18 protein-coding genes and 1 pseudogene are annotated in these 26,276 nt (G+C 67.6%); 10 read left to right on the forward strand and 9 right to left on the reverse strand.

The annotated features are described in order from the left end of the window. Positions 1-42: 42 nt before the first annotated feature. The 5 genes from ACFWO8_RS20655 to ACFWO8_RS20675 all read right to left on the reverse strand — a co-directional run bounded on the left by ACFWO8_RS20655 (position 43) and on the right by ACFWO8_RS20675 (position 6,272). Entirely contained in the window at positions 43-1,980 is a 1,938-nt protein-coding gene (locus ACFWO8_RS20655) for a TerD family protein (protein WP_378953347.1), read from the reverse strand. Between the two features lie 155 nt (positions 1,981-2,135). Next, a complete protein-coding gene (locus ACFWO8_RS20660; RefSeq protein WP_378953349.1) occupies positions 2,136-2,681 on the reverse strand; it encodes a GNAT family N-acetyltransferase in 546 nt (181 codons plus the stop codon). Between the two features lie 11 nt (positions 2,682-2,692). After that, complete coding sequence (locus tag ACFWO8_RS20665) at positions 2,693-3,946, reverse strand: glycosyltransferase family 4 protein (RefSeq protein ID WP_378953353.1); 1,254 nt, start codon at positions 3,944-3,946, stop codon at positions 2,693-2,695. Further along, positions 3,943-5,487: a 1,4-alpha-glucan branching protein domain-containing protein gene (locus ACFWO8_RS20670; protein WP_378953355.1), complete on the reverse strand. Its 1,545-nt coding sequence runs from the start codon at positions 5,485-5,487 to the stop codon at positions 3,943-3,945. Before ACFWO8_RS20670 ends, ACFWO8_RS20665 begins: the two co-directional genes overlap by 4 nt. Further along, positions 5,484-6,272 carry a class I SAM-dependent methyltransferase gene (locus ACFWO8_RS20675; RefSeq protein ID WP_378953358.1) on the reverse strand — a complete coding sequence of 263 codons (789 nt, stop codon included), beginning with the start codon at positions 6,270-6,272 and terminating at the stop codon, positions 5,484-5,486. The genes ACFWO8_RS20670 and ACFWO8_RS20675 overlap by 4 nt, the downstream gene beginning before the upstream one ends. Before the next feature lie 187 nt (positions 6,273-6,459). On the opposite strand from ACFWO8_RS20675, the gene ACFWO8_RS20680 reads away from it, so the two are divergent. The 5 genes from ACFWO8_RS20680 (at position 6,460) to ACFWO8_RS20700 (ending at position 11,818) form a co-directional block, all read left to right on the forward strand. Further along, on the forward strand, positions 6,460-7,245 hold the full coding sequence (locus ACFWO8_RS20680) for an electron transfer flavoprotein subunit beta/FixA family protein (RefSeq protein ID WP_067449214.1): 786 nt from the start codon (positions 6,460-6,462) through the stop codon (positions 7,243-7,245). A gap of 37 nt (positions 7,246-7,282) precedes the next feature. Next, on the forward strand, positions 7,283-8,239 hold the full coding sequence (locus ACFWO8_RS20685; protein ID WP_378953360.1) for an electron transfer flavoprotein subunit alpha/FixB family protein: 957 nt from the start codon (positions 7,283-7,285) through the stop codon (positions 8,237-8,239). Between the two features lie 192 nt (positions 8,240-8,431). Beyond that, the gene (locus ACFWO8_RS20690) at positions 8,432-9,082 is read left to right on the forward strand and encodes a hypothetical protein (RefSeq protein ID WP_378953362.1); all 651 of its coding nucleotides are present in this window, start codon (positions 8,432-8,434) and stop codon (positions 9,080-9,082) included. Between the two features lie 39 nt (positions 9,083-9,121). After that, positions 9,122-10,102 (forward strand): aminoglycoside phosphotransferase family protein, encoded by a 981-nt coding sequence (locus ACFWO8_RS20695; protein WP_378953364.1) that lies wholly within the window; start codon positions 9,122-9,124, stop codon positions 10,100-10,102. Between the two features lie 111 nt (positions 10,103-10,213). Continuing rightward, positions 10,214-11,818 carry a protein kinase gene (locus ACFWO8_RS20700; protein WP_378953366.1) on the forward strand — a complete coding sequence of 535 codons (1,605 nt, stop codon included), beginning with the start codon at positions 10,214-10,216 and terminating at the stop codon, positions 11,816-11,818. A gap of 43 nt (positions 11,819-11,861) precedes the next feature. On the opposite strand, the gene ACFWO8_RS20705 is transcribed toward ACFWO8_RS20700, so the two are convergent. Then, positions 11,862-12,713, reverse strand: coding sequence for a LysR family transcriptional regulator (locus ACFWO8_RS20705; protein ID WP_378953369.1), 852 nt, complete (start codon positions 12,711-12,713; stop codon positions 11,862-11,864). A gap of 145 nt (positions 12,714-12,858) precedes the next feature. Here ACFWO8_RS20705 and ACFWO8_RS20710 point away from each other — a divergent pair, with 145 nt between their 5' ends. The 4 genes from ACFWO8_RS20710 to ACFWO8_RS20725 all read left to right on the forward strand — a co-directional run bounded on the left by ACFWO8_RS20710 (position 12,859) and on the right by ACFWO8_RS20725 (position 22,756). Beyond that, positions 12,859-14,196, forward strand: coding sequence for an NAD(P)/FAD-dependent oxidoreductase (locus ACFWO8_RS20710; RefSeq protein WP_378953371.1), 1,338 nt, complete (start codon positions 12,859-12,861; stop codon positions 14,194-14,196). A gap of 248 nt (positions 14,197-14,444) precedes the next feature. Then, positions 14,445-15,263, forward strand: a complete 819-nt coding sequence (locus ACFWO8_RS20715) for a GNAT family N-acetyltransferase (protein WP_378953373.1) — start codon at positions 14,445-14,447, stop codon at positions 15,261-15,263. A gap of 46 nt (positions 15,264-15,309) precedes the next feature. Continuing rightward, positions 15,310-16,224, forward strand: coding sequence for a lysophospholipid acyltransferase family protein (locus ACFWO8_RS20720; RefSeq protein ID WP_378953375.1), 915 nt, complete (start codon positions 15,310-15,312; stop codon positions 16,222-16,224). Between the two features lie 439 nt (positions 16,225-16,663). Beyond that, positions 16,664-22,756 carry an amino acid adenylation domain-containing protein gene (locus ACFWO8_RS20725; protein ID WP_378953377.1) on the forward strand — a complete coding sequence of 2,031 codons (6,093 nt, stop codon included), beginning with the start codon at positions 16,664-16,666 and terminating at the stop codon, positions 22,754-22,756. 49 nt (positions 22,757-22,805) lie between these two features. Here ACFWO8_RS20725 and ACFWO8_RS20730 read toward each other — a convergent pair whose 3' ends face one another. Then, a complete protein-coding gene (locus ACFWO8_RS20730) occupies positions 22,806-23,657 on the reverse strand; it encodes a 3-hydroxybutyryl-CoA dehydrogenase (RefSeq protein ID WP_378953379.1) in 852 nt (283 codons plus the stop codon). 154 nt (positions 23,658-23,811) lie between these two features. Further along, positions 23,812-24,003, reverse strand: a pseudogene (locus tag ACFWO8_RS20735) (amino acid permease C-terminal domain-containing protein); the annotation flags it as partial. A 116-nt stretch (positions 24,004-24,119) separates the two neighbouring features. On the opposite strand from ACFWO8_RS20735, the gene ACFWO8_RS20740 reads away from it, so the two are divergent. Continuing rightward, positions 24,120-24,431 (forward strand): hypothetical protein, encoded by a 312-nt coding sequence (locus ACFWO8_RS20740; protein WP_378953564.1) that lies wholly within the window; start codon positions 24,120-24,122, stop codon positions 24,429-24,431. A 43-nt stretch (positions 24,432-24,474) separates the two neighbouring features. Here the strand turns inward: ACFWO8_RS20740 and tnpB are convergent, their stop codons facing one another. Continuing rightward, on the reverse strand, positions 24,475-25,944 hold the full coding sequence (tnpB, locus tag ACFWO8_RS20745) for an IS607 family element RNA-guided endonuclease TnpB (RefSeq protein WP_378953381.1): 1,470 nt from the start codon (positions 25,942-25,944) through the stop codon (positions 24,475-24,477). Positions 25,945-26,276: the final 332 nt, after the last annotated feature.

The following is a 26,276-nucleotide window of genomic DNA, read 5'->3' on the forward strand; positions in this document are numbered from 1 at the left end:
TGAACTGCCCGGAATCCTGCAATCCGCTGAGCGGTCATCGGACTACTCGACCGGCTCTGGAGTGACATCGGCCTGCTTCGGAGCCGCGGGTACCCATTCGCGCAGAGGCTGCATCACCGCGCCATAGAAGGCGTCGGTGGCCGTGGTGACGCCGGCGATGAAGCCGGCCGCGGTGCCGGACCGTTTGCTGGCCATGGGGAAGGTCTGTTCGAGGGTGAACGAGACGATCGGGCTGGTGCGGCCGTCGATAAGTGACTTGGGGGTGGTGCGGACGGTGTCGAGGAATTCGCACGTTTCGTTGCCGCGTTCGGCGAAGACGGCTTCGACCTGGACGCGGCCGGGTGCCTCGGTGAGCTGTTTGGTCAGCCAGGACACGCGGCGGGCCTGGGTGCCCTCGTCGGGTGCGGCGATGGTGGTGCGGCAGCGGACCTTGTTCGTCCGCACGTCAGCGATGACGGTGAGATCGCCCGCGGTGTCGGGGATGCGCAGGATGGCCTCGAACGAACCGTCCGTGGCCAGCCGTTCGGCGACGGCGGCGGCGCGGACCGCCGGATCGGAGTGGAACTTGCGGGCGAGGACATGCTTGACCTCGACACCGAGTTCGGCGGTGAGCCGTAGCGCGAGATGCCTGCACAGCGCCACCCACGTGTCGGCGACCGTCAGCGCTTTCGCATCGCCGGCACGTAGCGTTCCCTGGGTGACGGCGTCACGAACGGCGACCCAGTGCCTGCCCATGTCGACGAATTCGGCTGCGCCCGAACGGGGATGGTCGAGAAAGCGCAGGAACTCGGCGAGAATCCACGCTTGCAGTGCGTCGTCGATACCGCCGTGCGCGGTGAGCATGCGCGCCTCGTGGGCCACTTCGGCCCACGACAGATGGCGCAGTGCGACCTTCGTCAGCTTGCGACGGTCCACTTGGACGGGCAGCTCTCCCGGCCCGGCGGGTATGTCGTTGGACAGGCTGACGACGGCATCGTACTTCTTTCGCCGCGCGACGTCGAGGTAGCTCTCCAGCTGGTCCCGCCGGAGCTTGCCGTTGCCCGTCTTCACCTCCAGCAGACCGGTCCACTGCTTGGCACCGCGGCTCACCTTCAACACCGCATCCGGGATGACTTTGGTATCGCCCGATTCGTACTGCACCTCGAGGTAGCCCTCGAAAGCCCCTGCGGGCGCCCCCATCCGGGCGCAGATGGCGCGGGCAAAAGGGCGGACGGCCTGCATGGTAGCGATGAGCGCGGAGGTGGTGCGCCGTTCCTGTTCCTCGCCCGCGCCCACCCCGATGACCGAGAACAAGCGAGCGGGCTGCCAGGTATCCGATTCGGCCTGTCTGAATTCGATCGGCTTGGTTTTGCGTACTACGCGCCTGGTGGTCGCTACTCCGCGCGACGGCGCCGGTACCGTCGGTGCCTCGGATGCAACGACTTCCGCCTCTACGGTCGCAGGTTCGGCGTCCTCGACAGTGACCCCGAAATCCGTTGCTAGCCCCGACAATCCGGACTCCCAGCCCTGTCCGACAGCTCGCACCTTCCAGTTGCCGTCGCGTCGATATACCTCGCCGAAGACGAACGCCGACTCCGTGTCCGCGTCGGCGGTGAGATACTCGGCCAGTGAGTGCCCGGCGGGATCGATGACGTGGAACGCGAGTTTGCCCAGCGCCCCGAAGGTGCCCTCGCCGACGCTGCCCGCCAGCGCGATGGTGCGCACGTGCGCGGGAACCGCCGACAGATCGATCGAGATCCTGGCCTGCTTACCTTCCTCGGTGGCGCTCGTTCCGAGGAAACACACTGAGCCATCGGGCGATTCGGTCTGGTTATAGAAGACGAAATCGGCATCGGATCCGACGCGCCGGTCCGCGCCGAGTAGTAGCGCGGAAGCGTCGACCTCGATGTCGGGTTCCGGCCAGCCGATCACGATGTCGACACGGTCGACATCCTCGGGAAGCGGAATGTTCTGGCCCTTGGACAGCAGCGGAGACGACACAGTGGCGGTTCACCCTTCGAAGTCGGCATTCAGTCGCAAGGCTGATGCAGCCGACCCGCTCGCTGACCCCCTTGCCGCACACCGCGATTGCGTGACGGTGCCGAGGGGTGTCGGCGGTGGGGACTACTCTGTTACACGGATCACGTTTGAGTGGTTCACCGAATGGTAAAGAGATCTACTTCGGACCCCGTTCCGGCAGTTGTTTTTCCACGGTTGTCCAGCCTCTTCTCGAACCAGTGGTCGGCCAGCGGGTCGTCGCCATACGGCGGGATCGCGGTGTAGCCGTGTTTCGCGTAGAGGGTCCGTGCCTCCACGAGATCCTTGCGCGTAGTGAGCCGGATCCTGCGGGTGTGGGTCTCGCGGGCGGCGGCTTCGGCCGAGCGAAGCAATGCCGCAGCTCCGCCCGCGCCGCGCGTATCGGAGCGGACGAACATACGTGTCAGTTCCACCGATTCCGCGTCGAGGCGGCGCACACCGATACAGCCGACGGCCTCGCCGTGTCGGCGGACGATCAGTAGCAGCCCGGTGGGCGGGGCCAGATCATCGCTGTCGTGGCCGTCTGCAAGGTGCCGGTCGATCTCGGCTTCATCGGTTGGACGCCCGTAGTAGCGACTGATCATTTCGGCCAAATAGAGCCGGAGGAGTGCGGCGGCCTCCGGCGTGTGCGGTTCGGCGGGTTCGACAGTCCACCGGGCGCTCATCGGGATCGGCCCTACTTCGGATCCCGTTCCGGCAGTGGTCTTTCCACGATGTCGGGGCGGCCGAGGGAGGTGCGGACCCGGCGTTTGGCGGCGGTGTAGACCTGGGCGGTTTCGGCGGCTACTACGTCCCAGGCGAAGTCGGCGGTGAGGCGTTCTCGGGCCGTGCGGGCGCGGGCTTGGGCGGTGGCGGGGTCGTCGAGGACGGCTCGGGTGGCGTCTACCAGGCCGTCGATGTCGGCGGGGTCGAAGGAGGCGCCGGTGACGCCGTCGATGACGGCTTCGCCGAGGCCGCCCGCGGTCGAGGCGATCAGGGGGACGCCCGCGGCGGCGGCCTCGAGGGCGACGATGCCGAAGGGTTCGTAGCGGCTGGGCAGGACGATGGCGTCGGCGCCGTGCAGCCAGCCGAGGAGTTCCTCGTGGCCGAGGCTGCCGACGAAGTGGACGGCGCGGGCGACGCGGTGCACGCGGGCGCGCTCACGCAGCCACTCGAACTGGGTGCCCACACCGGCGACGGTGAGGGTGGTGCCGGGGTGGGCCCGGCGGATGCGGGGGAGTGCGGCGATCGCGTCCTGCACGCCCTTCTCGTATTCGAGGCGGCCGACATAGAGCAGTCGCGGCGGGCCCGAGCGCGGCGCGCGCGGACGGAAGGTCCACGAGCCGACGTCGATACCGTTGCGGATCACCGTGATCGGGGCCAGTTCCGGTCCGTAGAGTCGTTCGACTTCGTCCTGCATGGAGGTCGAGCAGGTGATGAGCTGATCGGATTCGTTGGTAAGCCACCACTCGACCGAGTGGACCTGCTTGTTGACCCGGCCCGACACCCAGCCGCTGTGCCGTCCGGCCTCGGTGGCGTGGATCGTCGAGACCAGCGGCACGTCGTAATATTCCGCGAGCGCGATGGATGGGTGCGCGACGAGCCAGTCGTGCGCGTGCACCACATCGGGCGTCCAGCCCTCGCCGACGCCGGGCTTACCGAGTGCCACCCCGGCACGCACCATCGCGTGCCCCATGGCAAGGGTCCAGGCGAGCATGTCCTCGCCGAAGTCGAAGCACGGCGGGTCCTCGGCCACCGCGACGACGAGCACGCCGTCGGCGATGTAGGAGTGCGTGGGATGGGTGACCGAATCGGTCCCCGTAGGTCGACGTGCCAGGACGACGACCTCGTGGCCGGCCGCGGCCAGCTCGACGGCCAGGTGATGCACATGCCGACCGAGCCCACCGACCACAACCGGCGGGTACTCCCACGACACCATCAAAATCTTCATACGGATCCTTCAGCGGCGGCCGACGGGACAGCGGTCGGCAACCGCCGCGCGTCCAGACCAGGGAAGAATCCGTCGGCCATCGCCCATCCTGCCGCGAGACGGGTCGCTTTGGCGAACTGTCCGGCGCCGATCGCCTCGGCGAGCTCGCGGACGGCGTGCGCGTGTTCGTGTGCCCGGTCGCGGGCGTACCCGGCGGCGGAGTCCTTGCTGACCATGAACGCCCAGTCGCTGGACACGGTGAGAATCGCCTCACGCAGCAACTGATCGGCGACCGGATCGCGCAGGGAGCCGTCGCGGCGCACCTTGTCGAGGGTGTCCAGCGCCAGGCGAACGATGTCGGCGTTGAGCTCGACGAGGTCGGCGACCTGGTCGCCCGCCCACACCCGCCAGTCCTTGCCCGAACCCCACGAGGAGTCGTTGAGCTGCACAGGTTCGCCGACGAAGCCGTTTTCGCGGGCGTCGGCGAGGGTGCCCACATTCACGCCCGCTTCGGGCAGCGCGCGCAGGACCTGCTCCAGCCACTGCGGCCCCTCGTGCCACCAGTGCCCGAACAGTTCGGTGTCGAACGCGGCCACCACGAGGGCGGGCCTGCCGATTCGCGCGGACTCCTCGATCAGCCGGGTGCGGACCGTTTCGACGAAGTCGGTGACGTCGCGGGTGACCGCCTCGGCCGCCAATTCCGGATCGTAAGGGGCCTTGTCAGGACCGTCGACGGTTTTGCCGGTGACGCGCGAGGGTTTGAGCCCGGTCGCGTGGTCGTAGTGATGGAAATCACGGTAGGCGCTCTGGCCGGGGTAGCCCTGTTTCGGCGACCAGACCCGGTAACTCACGGCGAGGTCGCGCCCGAAGGCGACAACCTCGGAATCGCGCACCGGCCTGCCGAGCGAGGTGTCACCGCGTAGTGACGGACCGTCGACCATGAAGTGGGTGATGCCCGCGGCGTCGTAACCCCGTTCCATGCCGGGGGTGTAGCCGCATTCGGGTGCCCAGATGCCCGTCGGCGTGGTGCCCCAGCGCAGTCCCGCGTCGGCCAGGCCCTCGGTGAGCTGGAACTGGCGCAGGCGCGGATCGAGCAGCGGCTGGAACGGGTGCGCGAGGGGTCCGCCGAGCAGTTCGATCGCGTCGGCGTCGATCAGCGAACGCCACACCGGTGAACCGCCGTGTTGCCAGTTCTGTTCGAAATCGGCCAGAGCTGTTGCCGCGAGCCGATGTTCGTGACGGCCCAGCGCGACGTTCCCCGACATCGACGCTTCGTCGGCGCGCAACTGCCAGTTGCCCAGCCAGTGATGCATGCCGGCGAGGCTGTGCGGATCGTCGAGCTGCGCGGCGAGCACGGGGGTGATGCCAAGGCTCAGCAGATGTGAACGCCCTTCGGCGGCAAGATTTTTCAGTACCCGAACCAGCGGCAGATACGACGCGGCCCAGGACTGGTATAGCCATTCCTCGCCGACCGGCCAGCGCCCGTGATGGGCGAGCCAGGGCAAGTGGGAGTGCAGAACCAGGGTGAATTGGCCCGGCACGGCGGAGCGGGAATCGGTCAACGCGTTGCCTTCTCAGCGATCGCGACCAGGTCCAGGCTCGCGTCGATATCGCCTGCACGCAGGTCGAAATCGTCGATGGTGACGGCGGCGACGTCGGCGGTGAGGTCGGCGGGCCACGGCTCACCGGCCAGCGCGCGCTCGATCTGGGCGTCGATGAACGACCCACCGTGCTTGGCGTCCAACGCTGTCAGGCTCGCGCCGTGGTGCACGCCGAGCATCTCGGCGACGGTGAACCCGGCATCGACCAGCAGTTCGGTCAGCTCGGCCGCATTGAGTTCGCGGGTGTGGAACGGATTGAGGGGGGTGTCGCGACCGGGGGAGAAGGTGATCCGGTTCGGTGTGCTGATCAGCAGCACCCCGCCGGGGCGAAGCACGCGCAGGCATTCGCGCAGGAACTGTCCCTGGTCCCAGAGGTGTTCGATGACCTGGAAATTCACCACGACGTCGACGGATTCGTCGTCGAGGGGCAGCGCGGCGAGGTTGCCCTGGATCATTTCCACGCGGGGGTAGCGCGCGCGGACGTGCGCGACGGCGCCCTCGTCGTAGTCCAGACCGGTGACACGCCGGGCGACGCCCGCGATCATGTCGGCGCCGTAGCCCTCGCCCGAACCCGCCTCCAGCACTACCTTGTCGGTGCATCGGTCGAGCAGGCGGGCGTAGGCGATCTCGTGCCGACGGAACCAGTAGTTCTCCTCGGCGATGCCGGGCACCGTCCGCTCGCCGGTCAACGGCAGTGGTTCATGTGTTGCGGCCACGGGTGCGGCAGGGATCACAGCCTCGCTCATTGCTCCGAGGTTACTGGTACCGCCGGTTCACGCAGGAGTCAGGGACCTCTTGCGCAGGTAGGTTACCCACGAGTAACTTAGCGTAGGGTAGTGTTCCGATCTGAGCTAGATATCTCACACGGACGTACGGCTGAGCTCGTGCGGTCCCACCACATACGTGTCCCCAGAAGGAGGTCGACGAAGACCGATGCCGAACATCGTCGTACTCATCAAGCAGGTCCCCGACACCTGGTCCGAGCGCAAGCTGACCGATGGTGACTACACCCTCGATCGCGAGGCTGCCGACGCGGTCCTCGACGAGATCAACGAGCGCGCCGTCGAGGAAGCGCTGCTGATCAAGGAGGCCCAGGGCGGCGAGGTTACCGTGCTGGCCGCCGGTCCCGACCGCGCCAACGAGGCCATCCGCAAGGCGCTGTCCATGGGCGCCGACAAGGCCATCCACATCAACGACCCGGCGATCCACGGCTCCGACGCCGTGCAGACCGCCTACGTGCTGGCCGCCGCGCTCGGCCAGGTCGAGGGTGTCGAGCTGGTCATCGCCGGTAACGAGGCCACCGACGGCCGCGCAGGTGCCGTGCCCGCGATCATCGCGGAGTACATCGGCATCCCGCAGCTGACGCACCTGCGCAAGCTCACCGTCGACGGCGACAAGATCACCGGCGAGCGGGAGACCGACGAGGGTGTCTTCAAGCTCGAGGCGTCGCTGCCCGCGATCGTCTCGGTCACCGAGAAGATCAACGAGCCTCGCTTCCCCTCCTTCAAGGGCATCATGGCCGCGAAGAAGAAGGAAGTTCTGGTCTTCACCCTGGCTGATCTGGGCGTCGACCCGGAGACCGTCGGTGTCGCCAACGCGGGCACCCAGGTCACCGGTGCCACCCCGAAGCCGGCTCGCACCGCGGGCGAGAAGATCGCGGACGAGGGCGAGGGCGGCAACCAGATCGCGTCCTACCTCATCGGTCAGAAGATCATCTGATCCGGCGCCGTCCGAGACTTCTAAGGAGAAAGAACTAATGGCTGAAGTACTTGTGCTCATCGAGCACGCCGACGGTGCCGTGAAGAAGGTCAGCACCGAACTGCTCACCGCCGCCCGCACGCTGGGCGAGCCCGCCGCCGTCGTCACCGGCCCGGCCGGTACCGCCGACAAGCTGGCCGCCGCGCTGGCCGCCGGTGGCGCCGAGAAGATCTATGTCGCCGAGTCCGACGACATCGAGGGCTTCCTGGTCACCCCGAAGGTCGACGTGCTCGCCGGTCTGGCCGAGTCCGCCGCACCCGCCGCCGTGCTGGTCGCCGCCACCGCCGAGGGCAAGGAGGTGTCGGGCCGCCTTGCCGCGCGCATCGGCTCCGGCCTGCTCGTCGACGTCATCGGCGTCAACGCCGATGGTTCGGTCGTGCACTCCATCTTCGGTGGCGCGTTCACCGTCGAGGCCAAGGCCACCGGCGACCTGCCGGTGATCTCGGTCCGTCCGGGCGCCATCGAGGCCGCTCCGCAGGCCGGCGCGGGCGAGCAGGTCGTCGTCGAGGTTCCGGCGCAGGAAGACGGCGTCGTGAAGGTCATCTCGCGTGACCCGATCGTCGGTGGCGACCGCCCCGAACTCACCGAGGCGAGCATTGTCGTCTCCGGTGGCCGCGGTGTCGGTTCCGCCGACAACTTCGCGGTCGTCGAGGCCCTCGCGGACTCGCTGGGTGCCGCTGTCGGCGCCTCGCGTGCCGCCGTCGACTCGGGCTACTACCCGGGCCAGTTCCAGGTGGGTCAGACCGGCAAGACCGTCTCCCCCCAGCTCTACATCGCCCTCGGCATCTCCGGCGCCATCCAGCACCGCGCCGGCATGCAGACCTCGAAGACGATCGTCGCTGTCAACAAGGACGAAGAAGCACCCATCTTCGAGATCGCCGACTACGGCATCGTGGGCGACCTGTTCAACGTCTCCCCGCAGCTGACCGAGGCCGTGAAGTCCCACAAGGGCTGATCGCCACCCGGTTGAGTTGACCTCGGTCCGCGAAACCTGTTCCTGCGCCAGCGCAGACAGGTTTCGCGGGCCGTTGGTGTTTTGTGCCGACGATCGAGATCGCCTGATCTGCATTGACCTTCTGATTGTGCGCGGCGCTGTCGGCGAGGTGCACGTGACGCATCGCGCGGCAGGTCTCGCTAGGCTGACGCCGTGCAGTTGACCTGGCTGGGATCGAACAACCGTAAATCCCTCAACGAGAACGGGTTAGAGCTCCGGGACAGGCTTGCCGATGCGGCGAAGGCCGGTGATTGGGAGGCGGTCATCGGCTTGATCGCGGGAGACAACCGCGTCAACGCGGTCCGGGTGGGTGGCTCGTCGCTGTTCGCGCCGCTGCACCAGGCCGCGTGGGCAGGGGCGCCGGAGTCTGTTGTGAAGCGACTGTTGGCTTTTGGTGCCTGGCGCACACTCCGTACCGCCGATGGCGAGACGGCTGCGGATATCGCGGCAGCTCGCGGCAACGATCATCTCTCGGCGCTGTTGGTACCCGAATTGCTGCGCGAGACTTCCGAAGCCACTATTGCCCAGCTCGAATGTCAACTGCAGGCGGTGATCTACGGTCGTGTCCTTGACCTGTGTCGGGAGCATCGCATCCGCACGCCGCAGGTCGGGCCTCTGCTCGAATACCCAGCTGCGGTCATGTGGTGTCCGATCCCCGGGATGTACGGCGGCTTCTCGATCACCTTCGCTCCCGACGCTGATGAACTGATCGTCGAAAGCTGGTGTCGGGTGGTCGGCGGCTCGGGCGAGCGACATCGGGTGCGTCCGGACGGTTTCGAACTCGTCGAGAAAGGGTTTGTCTAGGAGTTTGACCTGCGCAGTCGGGGTCGGCAGGCTGGGCTGATGTCGTTGGGACGTGTGGTGTTGCCTGCGGAGGTCGAGGAGACGGTCCGGGAGGTGTTCGGGCAAGCCGGGGCGCGGTGGATCGATGGATTGCCCGGCGTGGTGGTGGGTTTGGCCGCGCGCTGGGGGTTGTCGGAGTTCTCCGCGCCGTTTCGGGGTGGCACTCATGCCTACGTGGCGGCCGCGCGACGTGCGGATGGGTCGTGGGCGGTGTTGAAGGTGCCGATGGTGGACGAGGAGAACCTTGCCGAGGCCACCGCACTGCACGTCTACGCGGGTGACGGTTCTGTCCGGCTGCTCGACTTCGACCCGGACAGTGGTGCGCTGTTGCTCGAATGGGCGCGGCCTGGCACGGAATTGCTGCACCAGCCGGGGTTTCCGAGTCTCGAGGGCCGCCCGGAGAACGCCGAGAAGGTCGCGTTCGCGTGCGGGCTGTATCGCCGACTGCGGCGGCCGGTCACTACGGTGCCCGCAGGTCTCCCGGCCTTCACCTTGGCTACCGACCTTGTCGCGGGCCTGCGTAGTCTGCTGAACGCACCGAATTCGGCACTGGCCGAACTGCTTTCGTCGCAACTGCGTGAGCGTGTCGACTATTGGTGCGGTGAACTGGCCGAACCCGACGGCCCGCTGCTGATCGTCAACCGCGACACCCACCTCGGCAATATCGTTGCCGCCGAACGTGAACCGTGGCTACTGATCGACCCCAAGCCCTGCCTCGGCGAGGCGGCCTTCGACGCGGGCTTCCTGTTGATGATCCAGATCCAGTCGAAACCGACGCGAGAACACGCGGAGACCGTCATCGCGGCCACCGCCGCGGCTCTGGACGTCGACCCCGAACGTGCCCGCGGCTGGGCCCTGGTCCGAGCCGTGGAAGAGATGGCGTGGACGATCGAGGACGAGGACCACGACATGCTCACATTGCATGCCGCCGTGGCGGACGCACTGGTGGGCACGCCGCTGGAACGGCGCGCTCACCAGTGACCGTGTCCCCGGCTTTCGCGGTCGAGGGGTTCGGAAGCTTGTCGGCATATGGCCGAAATCTGTGTGCGCGGGTAGCGTGCGGGCTGCGAGTGGGGATAGTGAGGAGTTGTTGTGCTGCAGGCGGGGGCTGATTTCGCTGGGTACCAGGTGGAAGGTGTACTGGGACAAGGCGGGATGGGCACGGTCTACCTCGCCAAGCATCCGCGGCTGCCGCGCAGTGTCGCCCTGAAACTGCTGAACCGGGAGTTCACGGCCGATCAGGAATTGCAGCGGCGGTTCGAACGGGAAGCCGATGTCGTTGCACAACTGGACCATCCGAGCATCGTCGGGGTGTACGACCGCGGCAGCGACGACGGGTACCTGTGGATCGCGATGCAGGTCATCCGCGGAACCGACGCCGCGACTTGGGATTCGCACGCGCACGAGCCCGCGGTCACCGCGCGCCTGATCGGCGAGACGGCCTCGGCACTCGACTACGCCAACCAGCACGGCGTCCTGCACCGCGACGTGAAGCCGGGCAATATCCTGATCGCCGATCCCGAACACGGCCGCGAGATCCGCGCGGTACTCACCGATTTCGGGATCGCGCGGGTCGCCACCGCGAACACTCAGCTCACGGCGACGGGCACGTTCACCGCCACCCTCGCCTACGCCTCACCCGAACAACTCTCCGGCGAGATCGTCGACCACCGCAGCGACCAGTACTCGCTGGCCTGCACGCTGTTCGCCATGTACGCCGGGCACCCGCCTTACACCGCGACCAACCCCGGACAGGTGGTCGCGGGACATCTGTCCCAGCCGGTGCCGCGACTCAGTGCGGTCAGAACCGATCTGCCACCCACGGTCGACGGTGTCATCGCCCGTGCGATGGCCAAGCGTCGCGACGAGAGGTTCGGCAGCGCGACAGAATTCACCGATGCGGTTCGCGACGCGCTCGAAGGCAGACATGTCGCCGCACTCACCGTGCACCAGCCGTGGACCGATCCCGTGCGAGAGGCAGCGGGATCCGGCGAACATGCGCAGCGACCGTGGACCGATCTCCCACGACCGGAGAACGGTTCCGGTGGACATCCGGCGCAGGCGTGGATCGGACCGGCGCAACAGGCGCACGGTTCCGGTGGACATCCGCAGCAGGCGTGGATCGGACCCGCACAACAGGCGCACGGTTCCGGTGGGCACGTGCAGCAGCCGGTCTGGGGACGAGCGGAATACGGTGCGCCGGTGAGTGATCCGCTCAGGCGGCCGATGGCGGTGGGAAGTCCGTGGCACCAGCCGGTGGGTGGCCCCGCGCCGTCGAACGGCGCCGCGATCCTCGCAGGCAGTGTGACGCTGCTGCTCAGTCTTTCGATCTTGGCCTTCCTGATCTTCGGCATCACCGAAACGCTCGACGAGATCCGCAAGGGTGACGACCCGACCGGGTCGTTCATCGCGATCGCGATTCTCACCGTCGTCGTCGCCTTCACCGGCAGTGGCGGCGTCTTGCTGCTCTGCGCGCGCACCGCCGGTCGTGTCATCGCGATCATCACGGCGGTGCTGATCGGGCTCTTCGCGCTCTTCGCGGTCATCGGCTCCGCGATAGGCGGGGTCTACGCCGGGACCGCGGCGGCGAGCGCGGTGTTCATCCTCGCGGCGGCAATGGTCGGCTGCGCGGCCTCCTCGTCGACCGGGCAGTGGATCCGCTATCGCAAGGCATTGCGCGCGAACCGCTGGCGATGACGGGGCACCCGTAGCGTCGCGGCTTTCCGGAGCCGACCCGGAGTCAGTGGTGCAGGGCATCCAGCAGGGTCCGCACGATCGGATTCTCGCGGGCGTCCTCGCGCAGGACGGCCGACACCGGGATGCGCAGACGGTGGTCGGTGAGGTCGAGGGTGAGCAGGCCCTTGGTCGGTCCCTCGTAGAGGATGGTCCAGGATTCGGGGCGGTTGAGCAGTTCCATCGTGGCGGTGTGATCGGGCGGGATCGGCGGGCCGAAGGTGGGGCCGGTCGGGAGGTCGGCGAAGGCCGAGCGGATCAGTGTGTGCAATAGCACCTGTTCCTGTTCGGGTGGGAGCAGCAGGGGATAGGGGCTCAGGTCGGCGAGGGTGACCGCGCCGCGTTCGGCCAGCGGATGGTTGCTGGAGATCGCGATCACCAGGTCCTCGACCCACAGCTGTTCCACCGCGAGACCGGGCTGCTCGACGCTGCCGCGGATCAGCGCCAGATCGCAGTCACCGTCGGCCACCGCCGTGATCCGCTGCCGGAACGGTTTGATCACGTATTCGATCTCGGCGTCGGGGTGCGCGGCCCTGGCGGTGGCGATCGCCGAGAGTGCCGGTGCGGCGAAAGACATGTTGGCGGCCAAGCGAATGCGCGGTCCGGTGGTGCGCACGGCGGCACGAATCGCCGATTCCAGGCTCAGCATCTGCTTGGCCAATGGCAGCAGCCGCAGGGTCGCGTCGGTGGGGACGACGGCGCGCGTGGTGCGCTCGAAAAGTTGCGCGCCCAGGTCACGTTCCAGTCTCGCGATCTGATGGCTGATCGCGGATTGCGAGATGAAGCAGCGGTTGGCCGCGCGGCTGAAACTGAGCTCCTCGCAGACGGCCACGAAGTAGGCCAACTGTCGAAGTTCCACCAGGTACCTCCCATTGATTAGTTATACAGATAAGAGTCATCTCTATTATGCGCCCAGGCAGTGGAAACATCTTCGTTCCGCATCGCGTTTACTCATAGGAAAGGATTTATTACCGATCTGGAACGCGATCTTGGAGCGAGTGATCATGGAACACACAGATGTCGTCATCGTCGGCTCGGGCTTCGGTGGCCTGGCCGCAGCCAAGCAACTGGCCAAGTCACGAGTCGGTGTCGTGCTGATCTCGAGCACGCCCGAACACTTGTTCCAGCCGCTGCTCTACCAGGTGGCGACCGGCGTGCTCGCGCCCGAAGAGATCGCACCGCCGATCAAGAACGTACTGCGCCGCCATCCCGAGATCGATGTGCGCCTTGGCAAGGTCACCGGAATCGACGCCGCCGCCGCGGTCCTCACCTACGAGACCGCCGACGGCCCCCGCCAGATCGCCTACGCCTCGCTGATCGCCGCCACCGGCGCCAGCCAGAGCTACTTCGGCCGCGACGACTTCGCCGAGAAGACCTATTCGCTCAAGACCATCGACGACGCCCAGCGACTACGCGATCAGATCGCCCACGTGTTCGCCCTGGCCGAGGGCGCCGACGAGGTCACCAAGCACAAGCTGCTCAGCTTCGTGGTGGTCGGCGCGGGCGCGACCGGCGTCGAGGTGGCCGGCCAGATCAAGGAACTCGCGAAGAGGCACTTCCACCAGCAGGTTTCGGTAACCCTGGTCGAGGGTGCCGATGCGGTGTTGCCGCCCTTCGGCGGTGGGCTCTCGGAATATGCGAAGCGCTCGCTCACCGACAGCGGCGTCGAGGTGCTGCTCGGCACCTTCGTCACCGACATCGAAGAGGGCAAGGTGACGGTCAAGGACAAAGAGGGCATCGAGCGCCGGATCGCCGCTGAGACCGTGGTGTGGTCGGCGGGCGTGCAGGTCGGCGGCTTCGCGACACTGCTGGCCGAGGCCACCGGCGCCGAGACCGACCGCGCGGGCCGCCTCCTGATCAACCCCGACCTCACCGTCGGCGGCCACGCCGACATCTTCGCCATCGGCGACATGACCTCGCTCAACGGCTACCCCGGCCAGTCGCCGGTCGCCATGCAGGAGGGCCGCCACGCCGCCGACATCATCCGTCGCAAGAAGGACGCGGGCACGCCGTTCGTCTATTGGGACAAGGGCAGCATGGCCGTGATCAGCCGCTTCAGCGCGGTGGTGAAGCTCAATGAACGCATCACCTTCAAGGGCACCATCGCCTGGGGGATGTGGCTGGCGGTCCACCTGATGTATCTGGTCGGCTTCCGTAACCGCTTCGCCGCGGTGGCAGGGTGGCTGGTCGCGTTCATCGGGACGGCGCGTCCCGGCTTCGACGAGGCCGAGCGCGCGGAAGCCGAGCGTGCGAAGGCTGCGCCGACGAAGGCTGAGCCGGCGGACGTCGATCGCACGGATGACACCGCCGCAGCGGCCATCGAGGAGCGGGTGCACGCCTGATCCACCCCTGCGACGGCCCGCCGAGGAATCGGCGGGCCGTTGTCGTTCCGCAACGCTCGAAATGCCCGATCGCGAACCGGGTTCAGCGCCGAAATCGGTGGTGTTCGGCTAGAAACCCGCAGGTGGGCGAACGATTGGCAGCGCCTCGGTGAACGTCCGGTGTGACTCCCGTCTCGTTCACCGAGCTGGCATCGACACGACACTGACGCGTCGCCCCGATGCCAGCTCGGACTGGCTTCATCAGCAGTATGACAATTTCGTCCGTGTTGACCGCCCCGGCGCCGGACTCCGGGGTGGGGAAATCTCGGTACTCCTTGGTCGTCGCGTCTGATGCCGAGCACCGGGAGGCCGCGCAGCGACTGCGCTATCAGGTGTTCGCCTCCGAACCCGGTTTTCAGATGCCGGCGAACGCCACCGGCCTCGATGCCGACAAGTTCGACCTGCACTGCGACCACCTGCTGGTTCGCGACGAGTTCGCCGGACAGTTCGTCGGCTGCTACCGCATGCTGCCGCCGGACAAGGTCGACGCGGCGGGCGGGTACTACACCGCCACCGAGTTCGATCTGACCCAGCTCGATCCCACGGGCAACCGGATCGTCGAGATGGGCCGCGCCTGTGTGGTGCCCGATCACCGCAACGGCTCGGTGCTCACCCTCATGTGGGCGGGCATCCTGCACTACATCCAGCTCACCGGCTACGACTGGGTGATGGGCTGTGTGTCGGTGCCGATGCGGGATTCACCCACCGATCCGGCCGGGGCGAACGTGCGCGGCGTGCGCGACCAGCTCCTCGGCCGCCACGCCTGCGACCCCGAGCGTCGTGTGCACCCGTACAACCCGGTCGTCGTCGACGGACTCTCCCTCGATCAGCTGACCCCGCCGAGCCGTCCCAAGATGCCGCCGTTGCTGCGCGGCTACCTGCGCCTGGGCGCCGAGATCTGCGGTGAACCGGCCCACGACCCCGAATTCGCCGTCGCCGACTTCGTTGCGCTGCTCGGCATGGAAACCATCAACACCCGGTACCTGGAGCGGCTGCAGAGCGCGGCCGCCAATTTCGACGGGAAGTAAACCCATGGTGTTCGACGCGCCGCTCGCAACTCACTCTCATTCGTGGATGCCGTCGAGCCCCTGTGGGTCCGGCTGCATCGAGCCGATCGACGAGGTCGGCACCGTCAGGATGTTCGCGCGACTGGCCGGTATCGCCGGACTGGTGCTCAGCTTCCCGGTGCTGACCATGGCCACTCCGAAGTCGCGGCGTGAGCAGGTGCAGCGCCGCTACGCCAGGGCGGCACTGGGTTGCCTCGGGATGCGGTTGCGCATCATCGACAACCGCTCGCCTGAGCAGGGCGGATCGGCGGAGGGCTTCGCCGATCCGGGCACCGCGGTGATGATCGTGGCCGGGCACATCGGCTGGGCGGATGTGGTGGCGCTGGCCGCGGTGCAGCCGGTCAGTTTCGTCGCCCGTGCCGACATGGTCGAATGGCCGCTGCTCGGCAAACTCGCCGAGCTCACGCGCGTCATCCCGATCGAGCGGGCCCGACTGCGCGAACTGCCCGGCGTAGTCGGGCAGGTGGCAGACCGGCTGTCCGCCGGTAACCGGATCGTGGTCTTTCCCGAGGGCACCACGTGGTGTGGCCGGGCCTACGGTTCGATGCGGCCGGCCATGTTCCAGGCCGCCGTCGATACCACCACCCCGGTCCAGCCGGTGCGTCTGCGCTACCTGGACAGCGACGGAATGCCATGCACCGTACCGGGTTTCGTCGGCACCGACACCTTCGCCGATTCCGCGAAGCGGGTGCTGCGCAGTAAGGGCATGATCGCCGAGATCGTGCTCGAGCCGCTCGAGCGTCCAGGAACGGATCGCCGGGATCTGGCCCGGCGCTGCGAGACGGCGGTGCGCGGCACCGACCGTTCCCGTCACGGCGTGGCCGACACCCAGTGGATCGAAGCGGGCAACACCCGCGTGCAGGACCCCTCGGTGGGGGAGCAGGAGCAGGTTCGCCGACCGGCAAGGGCTACCGCCTGGTAACCGATCTCGGTCGCACTCATCGACTACCGGAGGCCGCGTTCGCGGCCTCCGGTTTTGTCGTATGCGTTGGGCGAAACGTCACAGATGCGCAGTTCGGTATCGAGGGTGACGTATCGGGTGAATCTGAAAATCTCGCGTCCGCCCGAATGTTGTTCGCCCTGCGTATGACCTGCGTATGAGCTGTGTAACAAACTGGCCGGTCGGCTATAACCAATGGTGTGCACGGTGAAACTACGAAATTGCCACTGCACCGAAATTGATGAGATATTTGCGGTACCGTCACGCAGGATTTTTCCGATACCCCGTGTAGCCGAGAGTCCAGGCGACGTTCCAGATGTGCGATCGCGTGGGTGATCCATGGTGAAGGGAAGCCTTTCCGGTGACAGAGCAAGCTTCTGGCGTCCGCCGCCGCGCCGCACGCCGACATCGTCGTGCGCCCGTGTCGTCTACGCTGCCGCGGCTCCTGCTGGCCGCCGTCGAGCGTGCCCCAGAGGCGCCCGCGCTGCGATTCGACGGGCAGACCCTCACCTACACCGAACTCGACCAGTGGTCCTCGCGCCTGGCCAGGGTGCTGATCGCGCGCGGCCTCGGTCCCGGCGACCGCTTCGTCCTCGCGCTCACCCGCTCGATCGAGTCCGTGGTCGCGGTCTGGGCGGCGGCCAAGACCGGCGCCACCTTCGTCCCCGTCGATCCGCGCTACCCGGCCGAGCGCGTTGCCTACATGCTCGCCGATTCCGGTGCCGCGTTCGGGCTGGCCAAGGCGGCGGACGCGGCCCGGCTGGACGCCGGAATCCAGTGGCTGTGCCTCGATTCCGACGAGTTCGGTGTCGAGTCGGCCGCGATGTCGGACGAACCAGTGAGCGCGGGCGAACGCGTTCGCGGGCTCTCCCCGGACGATCTCGCCTACATCATCTACACCTCCGGCTCGACCGGCGTCCCCAAGGGCGTCGCGGTCACCCACACCGGCCTGGCCGGTCTGTGCGCCGAGCAGGTCCGCCGCTTCGGCATCACCGGCGACTCGCGCACGCTGCACTTCGCCTCGCCCAGCTTCGACGCCAGCATGCTGGAGATGCTCCTCGCGATCGGGGCGAGCGCGACCATGGTCATCGTGCCGCCCGATGTCTACGGCGGCGACGAACTGACCGAACTGTTGCGCGCCGAACGGGTGACCCATGCCTTCATCACGCCCGCGGCCCTGGCCGGGCTCGACGCGGCGGCGCTGCCGGAACTGGCCGCACTCGCCGTCGGTGGCGAGGCGTATCCGCCCGAGCTGATCGCACAGTGGGCGCCCGGCCGCGAGTTCTTCAATGTGTACGGCCCGACCGAGACCACCATCGTCTGCGCGATGAGCGATCGGCTGACCGCCGACGACGTGATCACCATGGGCGACACGATCCCCGGGATGACGGCACTGGTCCTCGATGCCCGGCTGCGTCCGGTGCCGGACCGCGTGCCCGGTGAGCTCTACCTCGCCGGTGTCGGCCTGGCTCGTGGCTATCACGACCGGGCCGGGCTCACCGCTAGCCGGTTCGTCGCCGACCCACTCGGTCGCGGCAGGCTCTACCGCACCGGTGACCTCGTGCAATGGGTACCGGTACCCGGCGGGTTCGGCTTGAAATTCCTCGGTCGCACCGACGCGCAGGTGAAACTGCGTGGCTTCCGCATCGAACTCGGCGAGATCGACGCGCTGTTCGCCGCCGACGACACTGTCCGTTTCTCGGCCACTCTCATCCGGACGCTGCCCAGCGGTGCGAGCGCGCTCGTCTCCTACCTCGTCGCGGCCTCGGGTGCCACGATCGACGCGGCGGCGCTGACCCGGCTGGCCGAACGGCACCTGCCCCAGCACGCGGTGCCCGCCGCGATCGTGGTGCTCGACGAGGTGCCGTTGACGCCGGTCGGCAAGCTCGATCACCGGGCGCTGCCGGCACCGGAACTCGTCGCGCGCGAGTTCGAACAGCCGCGCGGTGACACCGAAAGCGCGGTGGCGGCGGTCTTCGCCGAGCTGCTCGGCGCCGACCCGATCGGGCGCGGCGACGACTTCTTCGCCCTCGGTGGCAACTCGTTGCTCGCCACCCAGCTGGCCGGTCGCCTCGGTGCCGCGGTCGGTGTGCGGGTGCCCGCCCGCACCGTTTTCGAGCACGGCACGGTGGCCGAGCTGGCGAGCGCCCTCGATGCGCTGGTCGGTGCCGCGTCGGCGCGTGTGCCGCTGACCCGGCGCGAACGTGGTGTGCACGTACCGCTTTCGCTCGCCCAGCAGCGCATGTGGTTCATGGCGCGACTGGATCCCGAATCCAGCGCCTACAACATCCCGGTGGCACTGCGTCTGTCCGGGCCGCTCGACACCGCAGCGCTCACCGCCGCACTCGATGACGTGCTCGAACGGCACGAGGTGCTGCGCACGGTGTACCCCGAGCACGGCGGTGCGGGCTTCCAGCAGATCCTGCCCGTGGCCCAGGCGGGTCTCGACGTGGTGGTCGACCCGATCGCGGAATCCGAGCTGCCGCGCGAACTGGCCCGGCTGACGCTCGGCGGGTTCGACGTGTGCCGGCGAGTTCCCGTGCGCGCGGCCATATTCCAGCTCTCCGCGACCGACCACGTGCTGGCGGTGGTCGTGCACCACATCGCCACCGACGGCTTCTCGCTTGGTCCGCTGACGCGCGATCTGATGACCGCCTATGCCGCGCGTGCCGCCGGTGCGGCGCCGAGCTGGGCGCCGTTGCCCGTGCAGTACGCGGACTACACGCTCTGGCAGCAGGAAATGCTCGGCGCGGCAGACGATCCCAGCTCGCTGCTGGCGGAGCAGCTCGCGTTCTGGCGCACCGCGCTCGCCGGTGCCCCTGCCCTGCTCGAGCTACCCACCGACCGACCGCGGCCACCGGTCGCGGGCACCCGTGGTGCGGCACAGGACTTCGCTGTTTCCGCGCAGGTGCATTCCGCGCTGGAAACCCTCGCGCGCGAACACAATGCCTCGCTGTTCATGGTGGTGCGCGCCGCGCTGTCGGTGCTGCTGGCGCGGGTCGCCGGTACCGAGGATGTCACCGTCGGTGCTCCCGTCGCCGGTCGTGGTGAACCCGAGCTCGACGATCTCGTCGGCATGTTCGTCAACACCGTCGTCCTGCGCACCCGCATCCACGCCGCCGAATCCTTCGCGGCCCTGCTGGATCGGGTCCGCGATATCGATCTGGCCGCCTTCGCCCATGCGGATGTGCCGTTCGAACGTCTTGTCGCCGAACTGGATCCGCCGCGCACCCAGGCCCACCACCCGCTGTACCAGGTGGCGCTGTCGTTCCAGAACTTCGGCGCCACGCGCCTCGAACTGCCTGAGTTGACGGTAACGGCGGTCGATCTGGGCGAGGAAGCCGCACCCGTCGACCTGCAGCTCACCGTCGTTCCGCTCGAGGACAGCGACGGGCCCGCTGGCCTGCGTTGCTCCTGGCGCTATGCCACCGACCTGTTCGACGCGTCGACCATGGCTACGCTCGGCGAGCGCCTGGCCGGGCTGCTGACCGCGGCCGTCGCCGCACCGCACCGGCCCGTCGGTGACCTGCCGTTGCTCACCGAGGCCGAGCTCACCGAGCCGTCGGGCGAGCTGCGCCTCGTCGCGGACTCGACGTTGCTCGACGAATTCCGGGCCCGCGCACAGCATCGTCGCGACGCGCCCGCGGTCACCTTCGGCGAGGTCACGCTGAGCTACGGGGAGCTGGCCGGTCGCGTCAACCGACTGGCCAGGCTGCTCGTCGCCGACGGTGTCGGCCCCGGAAGCACTGTGGGCGTGGCGATTCGGCCCTCGATCGATCTCGTCGTCGCCATGTACGCGGTCTTCGCGGCCGGTGGCGCCTACGTGCCACTCGATCCCGATTCCCCCGCCGAGCGTCGCGCCGACATCCTCGCCGCCGCACAGCCGGTGTGCCTGCTGACCACCACCGGCGATGCGATCGAAGCCGATGGGCTGCCGGTCGTCTCGGTGGACCGGGTCGCGTTGTCGGACTTCTCGGACGCCTGGCTGACCGACGCCGACCGGTTGCGCCCGCTGCACACTCTCGACCTGGCCTATGTGATCTTCACTTCCGGCTCGACGGGCAAGCCGAAGGGTGTCGGCGTGCCGCATTCGGCGATCGTCAACCAGGCCGCGTTCATGGTCGGCGAGTACGGGGTGAGGGAGTCCGACACTGTCCTGCAGTCGATTCCGTTCACCTTCGACGCCTCGATGATCGGCTTCGCCACCCCGTTGCGGGCAGGCGCGCACATGATCGTGGCCGCCTCGCAGCGACTCACCGATCCGGCCTACCTCGCCGAACTCATTGCCCGCCACCGCGTTACCGGCACCACCATCGTGCCCTCGGTACTCCAGATGCTCCTGGATTCCGCACCGACGGGCGCCCTGCGTTCGCTGCGGGCGGTGTGGGTCGGCGGTGAAGCACTGCCGAACGCCACCATCGAACGCTTCACCACCGTCACCGCGGGCCGTCTGCACAACCTGTACGGCCCCACCGAGGCCACCGTGTCGATCACCGGCGCCGATGTGACCGACGTGGGTGCCGGTATCGTCCCGATCGGCTTGCCGCACTGGAACTCTCGCGCCTACGTCCTCGATGCGCGGCTGCGGCCGGTACCCGCCGGCACGCCCGGCGAGCTGTACCTGGCCGGTGCGCAACTGGCTCGGGGTTACCTCGGCAGCCCCGACAAGACGATGGAACGATTCGTCGCCGACCCGTACGGTCCCGTCGGCGAACGCATGTACCGCACCGGCGATCTGGTGCGCAGGCTCCCGTCCGGTGACCTGACCTACCTGGGCCGCACCGACGTTCAGCTCAAACTGCACGGCCTGCGCATCGAGCCCGGTGAGATCGAGGCGGCGCTGCGCACGCATCCGGCGGTCGCTGGTGCGGCGGTCGCGGTGCACCACGAACAGCTCGTCGGCTACGTGACACCTCTCGATACTTCTGTGGACACCGCCGAGGTGTTGGCGACGATCCGAACCCTGTTGCCCCCGTACATGATTCCGCACCGCCTACTGGTGCTCGACGAATTCCCGCTCGGCGCGACCGGAAAGCTCGACCGCAAGGCGCTGCCCGCGCCCGCTGTGGAGATCCGCGAGTACCAGGCACCGGCCACCGCCGATGAGCAGATCGTCGCCACCGCGATCGCCGAAGTGCTCGACCTCGAACGGGTCGGCCGCGACGACGACTTCTTCGTCCTCGGTGGCACCTCGCTCGCGGCGATCCGGGTGCGCGCTACCCTCGCTGAGCAACTCGGCATCGAGGTGCCGTTGCGCCTGCTGTTCAGCTATCCGCTGGTCAGCGACCTGGCACTGGCTCTGCGCGACGAGTCATCGGCCTCGGCCGCAGGCCCCGATCCGGCGCTCGACGCGATCCTCGACCCGTCGATCGACCTCACCGGCTGCGCGCCACAGCGCACCGGCGAACCGGCCACGCTGCTGCTCACCGGTGCCACCGGGTTCCTCGGTAGCTTCCTGCTGCGCGAACTGCTCGAGCAGACCACCGCGACCATCCACTGCCTGGTCCGCGCCACCGATGATCAGGGCGCCGTGGATCGCGTGGTGTCGACAGCCGCGAAGTACCGCATCGACCTGACGCCCTACCTCGACCGAATCGTCGGTGTCCCAGGCGATCTCGCGCAACCGAACCTCGGTATGGACCCACTGCGCTTCGCCGAACTCGCGGCCAGGGCCGACGCGATCTATCACAACGGTGCGCTGGTGAACCATCTCGAGCCGTATGCGCGGATGCGGGCGGCCAACGTCTGCGGCACCACCGAGGTGCTGCGCCTGGCGACCACCACACGGGTCAAGCCGATCCACTATGTGTCGACACTGTCGGTGCTCGCGGGGATCCCGCAGGACAACGGGGTGCCCGCCGGTCTACCCGGTTACGCGATGACCAAGTGGGTCGCCGAGCAGCTCGTGCACGCCGCGATCGAGCGTGGCGTTCCCATCGCCGTCTACCGCCCCGGCCTGATCACCGGCGATTCCCGCACGGGCGTCGCCCCGGCCGAAGACGCCTGGTGGACGATGCTGCGTGCCATGTTGGTGCTCGGTGTGGCGGTGGATGTACGCGCGATCGGCATCGAAATGGCGCCCGTCGACCATGTCGCGGCGGGGATCGTCAGCCGATCACGCGACACCGCGGCCATCGGCAACGTCTTCCGGGCCGCCGGTGCGCAGGTGCCGCTGCATGTCGTCTACGAGGAGATCCGCAGCCGCGGTTACCGTTTCGACTTCATCGACCCGATGGAATTCGGTCTCCAGCTGTCCACTGCCGCCGAACGGCCGGACGCCGACCCGATCCTGGCTCGGGCTTCCGCGCTGAGCGGCAACTACGCGGCCGCCATCGCCCAGGCGAACCCGGCCGCGGTGCTGACCGGTGTGGAGTCGGCTCCCGCCGAACCGTTCCGCGGCCTGCCGATCGAGTTCCCCGCCGTCGACGCCGCGGTCATCACCCGCTACTTCGATCACTACATCGACATCGGCTTCTTCCCGAAGCCCGAAGCGGAGAATCTGACGTCGGCGTGAGGTCGGGCGGGCCGTCCCGCAGGAGCACGAGCTCCTGCGGGACAGAACATCACTTCGCGTAGTCGTAGAACCCACGCCCGGTCTTGCGGCCCAGCCGGCCCGCGTCCACCATCCGGCGCAGCAGCGCGGGCGGGGCGAGGTGCGGCTCGGCGAACTCCGCGTACAGCGACTCCGACGCCGCGAGGGCGATGTCGAGGCCGACGGTGTCGAGCAGCGTCAGCGGGCCCATCGGGTAGCCGCAGCCGCCCTTCATCGCCGCGTCGATGTCCTCGGCGGTGGCGTAGCCCGACTCGAGCATCCGGATCGCGGAACAGAGGTAGGGGATGAGCAGCGCGTTGACGATGAACCCGGAGCGGTCACCGGCCTGCACGGCCATCTTGCCGAGGGTGTTCTTCACGTAGTCGGTGACGGCCACGGCCGCTTCCGGCGCGGTCACCAGCGTCGAGATGATCTCGACCAGCGGCATCACCGGGACGGGGTTGAAGAAGTGCACGCCGACGACCCGCTCGGGCCGCTCGGTCGCCCCGGCCACCTTGATCACGGGGATCGAGGAGGTGTTGGTGGCGAGGATGCCCTCGGGCTTGACGATCTTGTCCAGCTTGCCGAAGATCTCGTACTTCAGCGCCTCGATCTCCGGCGCGGCCTCGATCACCAGGTCACGATCGGCGAACTCGTCCATGTCCAGGGTGACGCGCACCCGCGCGAGCACGGCGTCGGCCTCGTCCTGGGTGATCTTGCCCTTGGCGACGCCACGGGCGATCGAGGTGGCGATCCGGTTCTGCGCCGCCTCGGCGAACTCCGGCTTCGTTTCGAGCACGAGCACCGAGCTGCCCGCCTTGGCGCACACCTCCGCGATCCCCGCGCCCATCGTGCCGCCACCGATTACACCGATCAACTCCACTGCCGTACTCCCAACATCGCATTGCCCTGGTTGTCCCGGGGATTATTTCACCTGACCTGGCACTGAGTGCCACAGGCTGTGAAAAGTGAGTGCTCGCGGGGTCGGCCGCCGCCTGCTCGCTGGTCGAGCAGACGGCGGCCCAGTGGGTTTCGAGCTAGCGGACCGGTGTCAACTCCGGTTGCGCGGGTTGTGGTTGCCCGCGGCCGAGGATCGAGTGTCGGCGACCGTACGCGAAGTAGACGATGACACCGAGGGCCATCCAGATCACGAAGCGCAGCCAGGTCTCGATCGAGAGGTTGACCATCAGCCATATGCAAGCCAGGGCGGCCAGGATCGGAACCACGGGTCGTCGGCGATGCGCCGCAACACCGCCTCGTTCCCATCGGTCATGCAGACGTCGACGCCGCCGGGGTAGGGCGGTAGTTTTCGCGGCCGACTTGCCTACGACTCGACGGCGACCGTATGACAGCGTCGTTGCGCCCCAAACGTATTTGGGCCTGGCGCGCATCGGCATGGAATATGCCGAGTGCGGTCCGCCCGGCACTGTGCCGATTGCCGCCGACGGCGACGGTGCTGGCGTCGGCGATGGCGGGCGTGCCTGCCGATGACATCCAGATCGTCGGTGTCGGTACCCACATCGCCCGCCGTGATGTAGCGCCCGCCGAGCGTGTCGACGGCGCGCGTACGCGGCGGGAAGGCCCTCGCTGTTGCGCGTCGCCGATGATCACGGCCTTGCCGCCACCGATGCGGGCGCCTGCCGTGGCGGCCTTGTAGGTCATGCCGTTGCCTTTTGGTGAGCGACCGTGCGTGTGCTCCATCAGGCAGCCTCACCTTGCGGTGAAGCGGTCCCCGCCGAACCCAGCTGACGCTGCGACGGGGTAGACGTTTCACAGCCTCCTGCCTCACCCGCACGCGCAGGCTCGGACTTGCGGATGGCTCCACGTCCTGGCACCGACCCACTGTCGGCACAACCCTGTTCACCCACCCTGGACAGGCGGGTCTCGCCGAGTCGGGCGAGGTTGATCGCGGCATTACGGTCACGATCAATCGACAGACCACAAGACTCACAGCTATAGACACGGTCGGCGAGGGTCAGGCTTGGCTTTCGCCCACCACACCCCGAACACGTCTTCGAACTCGGAAACCACCGGTCCGCTTCCACCAGAACCGACCCGTACCAGCGAGTCTTATAGGCCAACATCTGCCGGACCTGAGCGAGGGCCGCGTCAGCGAGCGCCCGGTTCAACCCCTTCTTCCGGGCACCGCCCGCGGACCGCATCCCAGCCGCGTTCAGAGTTTCCACGGTGATCACCTGGTACCGCTGGGCCAGTTCAGTGGTGGTCTTGTGGAGAACGTCGCGGCGGACTGCGGCGGCCCGCCCGTGCGTGCGGGCGATCCGTGCCGTGGTGGCCTGCCACCGCTTCGATGGCCGCCGCCGGTTTTTCGTGACGGGGTCATACGAACCCTGCTGACGTGCTGCCCTCCGTTGCAACACCCGCAACCGGGCTTGTGCGGCAGTCAGGGGTTTGGGCGCCGGAATTCGGCCTACTTCGTGACCGTCAGGGGTCGCGATCACCAGCAGCGCGTCGGCTTTGACCCCGATATCGACCCCGACCACCGGGTGAGGTGACCGGCGGGCATGCCCGGGACGGGCTTTGACTGTGACGAGGGTTTGGAATGAGACGTACCAGCGGCGACGCGAATCCTGGGCGAGGGTGGCGGAGAGGATGCGTGCGGTTCCGGCCTCGACCCGGCGGGCGAGTTTGCGGGTCGACTCATGTGTTTTGAGCCGCCCGACCCGTGGAAGGACGATGTGATGGCGGTCGGGCTCGACCCGGATAGTCCCCGTGGTGAAGCGAACGGACCGCCGTGACCGGGCCGCGGTTTTTAATCTCGGGAACCCGACCGGTTTACCGGCCCGCCGGCCGGTTCGGGAGGCAGTCCAGTTATCGAGCGACCGGGCGAGGCCATCGAGTCCGGTGTTGTAGGCCTCTTTCGAGTTCTCCGCCCACCACGGCGCGTGCTCGTGTTTACGCTGGTTCCATATTTTGCGGAGTCCGGGTAGTGACCAGCCGATCGACGGGGTCAGTTCGGTCTCGGAGATCCCGTAGCTGCGTTCAGCGGTGCGTTGATCGATCACCGCTTTGACCAAGGCGAGCATGTGGTTGAACGCGAACCTGGATGCACCGCAATGTGATCGGAGTACCGGTTGTTGTCGCGGGGTGGGGTCGAGCGCGAATCGGTAGGCCTGCATCGTCCATCCGTCAGGGATATCGAACCTCGCCATCAGCGATCAACTCCTTCCCCGCATCTCGTTGTCGCTCACCAACACAGGCCACCATGCCATAGCCGTATGACATGTTCGACCCATCGGAGGTAGTCGAGCCTCGTCCATGTTGTTGGTTGCTTACGCTCGATCAGCTACGTTCACGAAACACCTGGCAGCTGAATACCCCACGACAGTCGCAGCACGTCTTGCAAGGTGATGGATTTGTTGGGGTATGGGTAAAACGAGTTCTGCCCATACCCGGGCCGAACGCGGCCGAGTGGATCGCGGTGATCGCCTTCAGCCGAACATGTCGTCCTCGCAGAACACCACTTGCTCGTGGGCGCGGGCGC

Origin of the sequence: Nocardia sp. NPDC058480, assembly GCF_042720495.1 — a bacterium.
Classification (GTDB): domain Bacteria; phylum Actinomycetota; class Actinomycetes; order Mycobacteriales; family Mycobacteriaceae; genus Nocardia.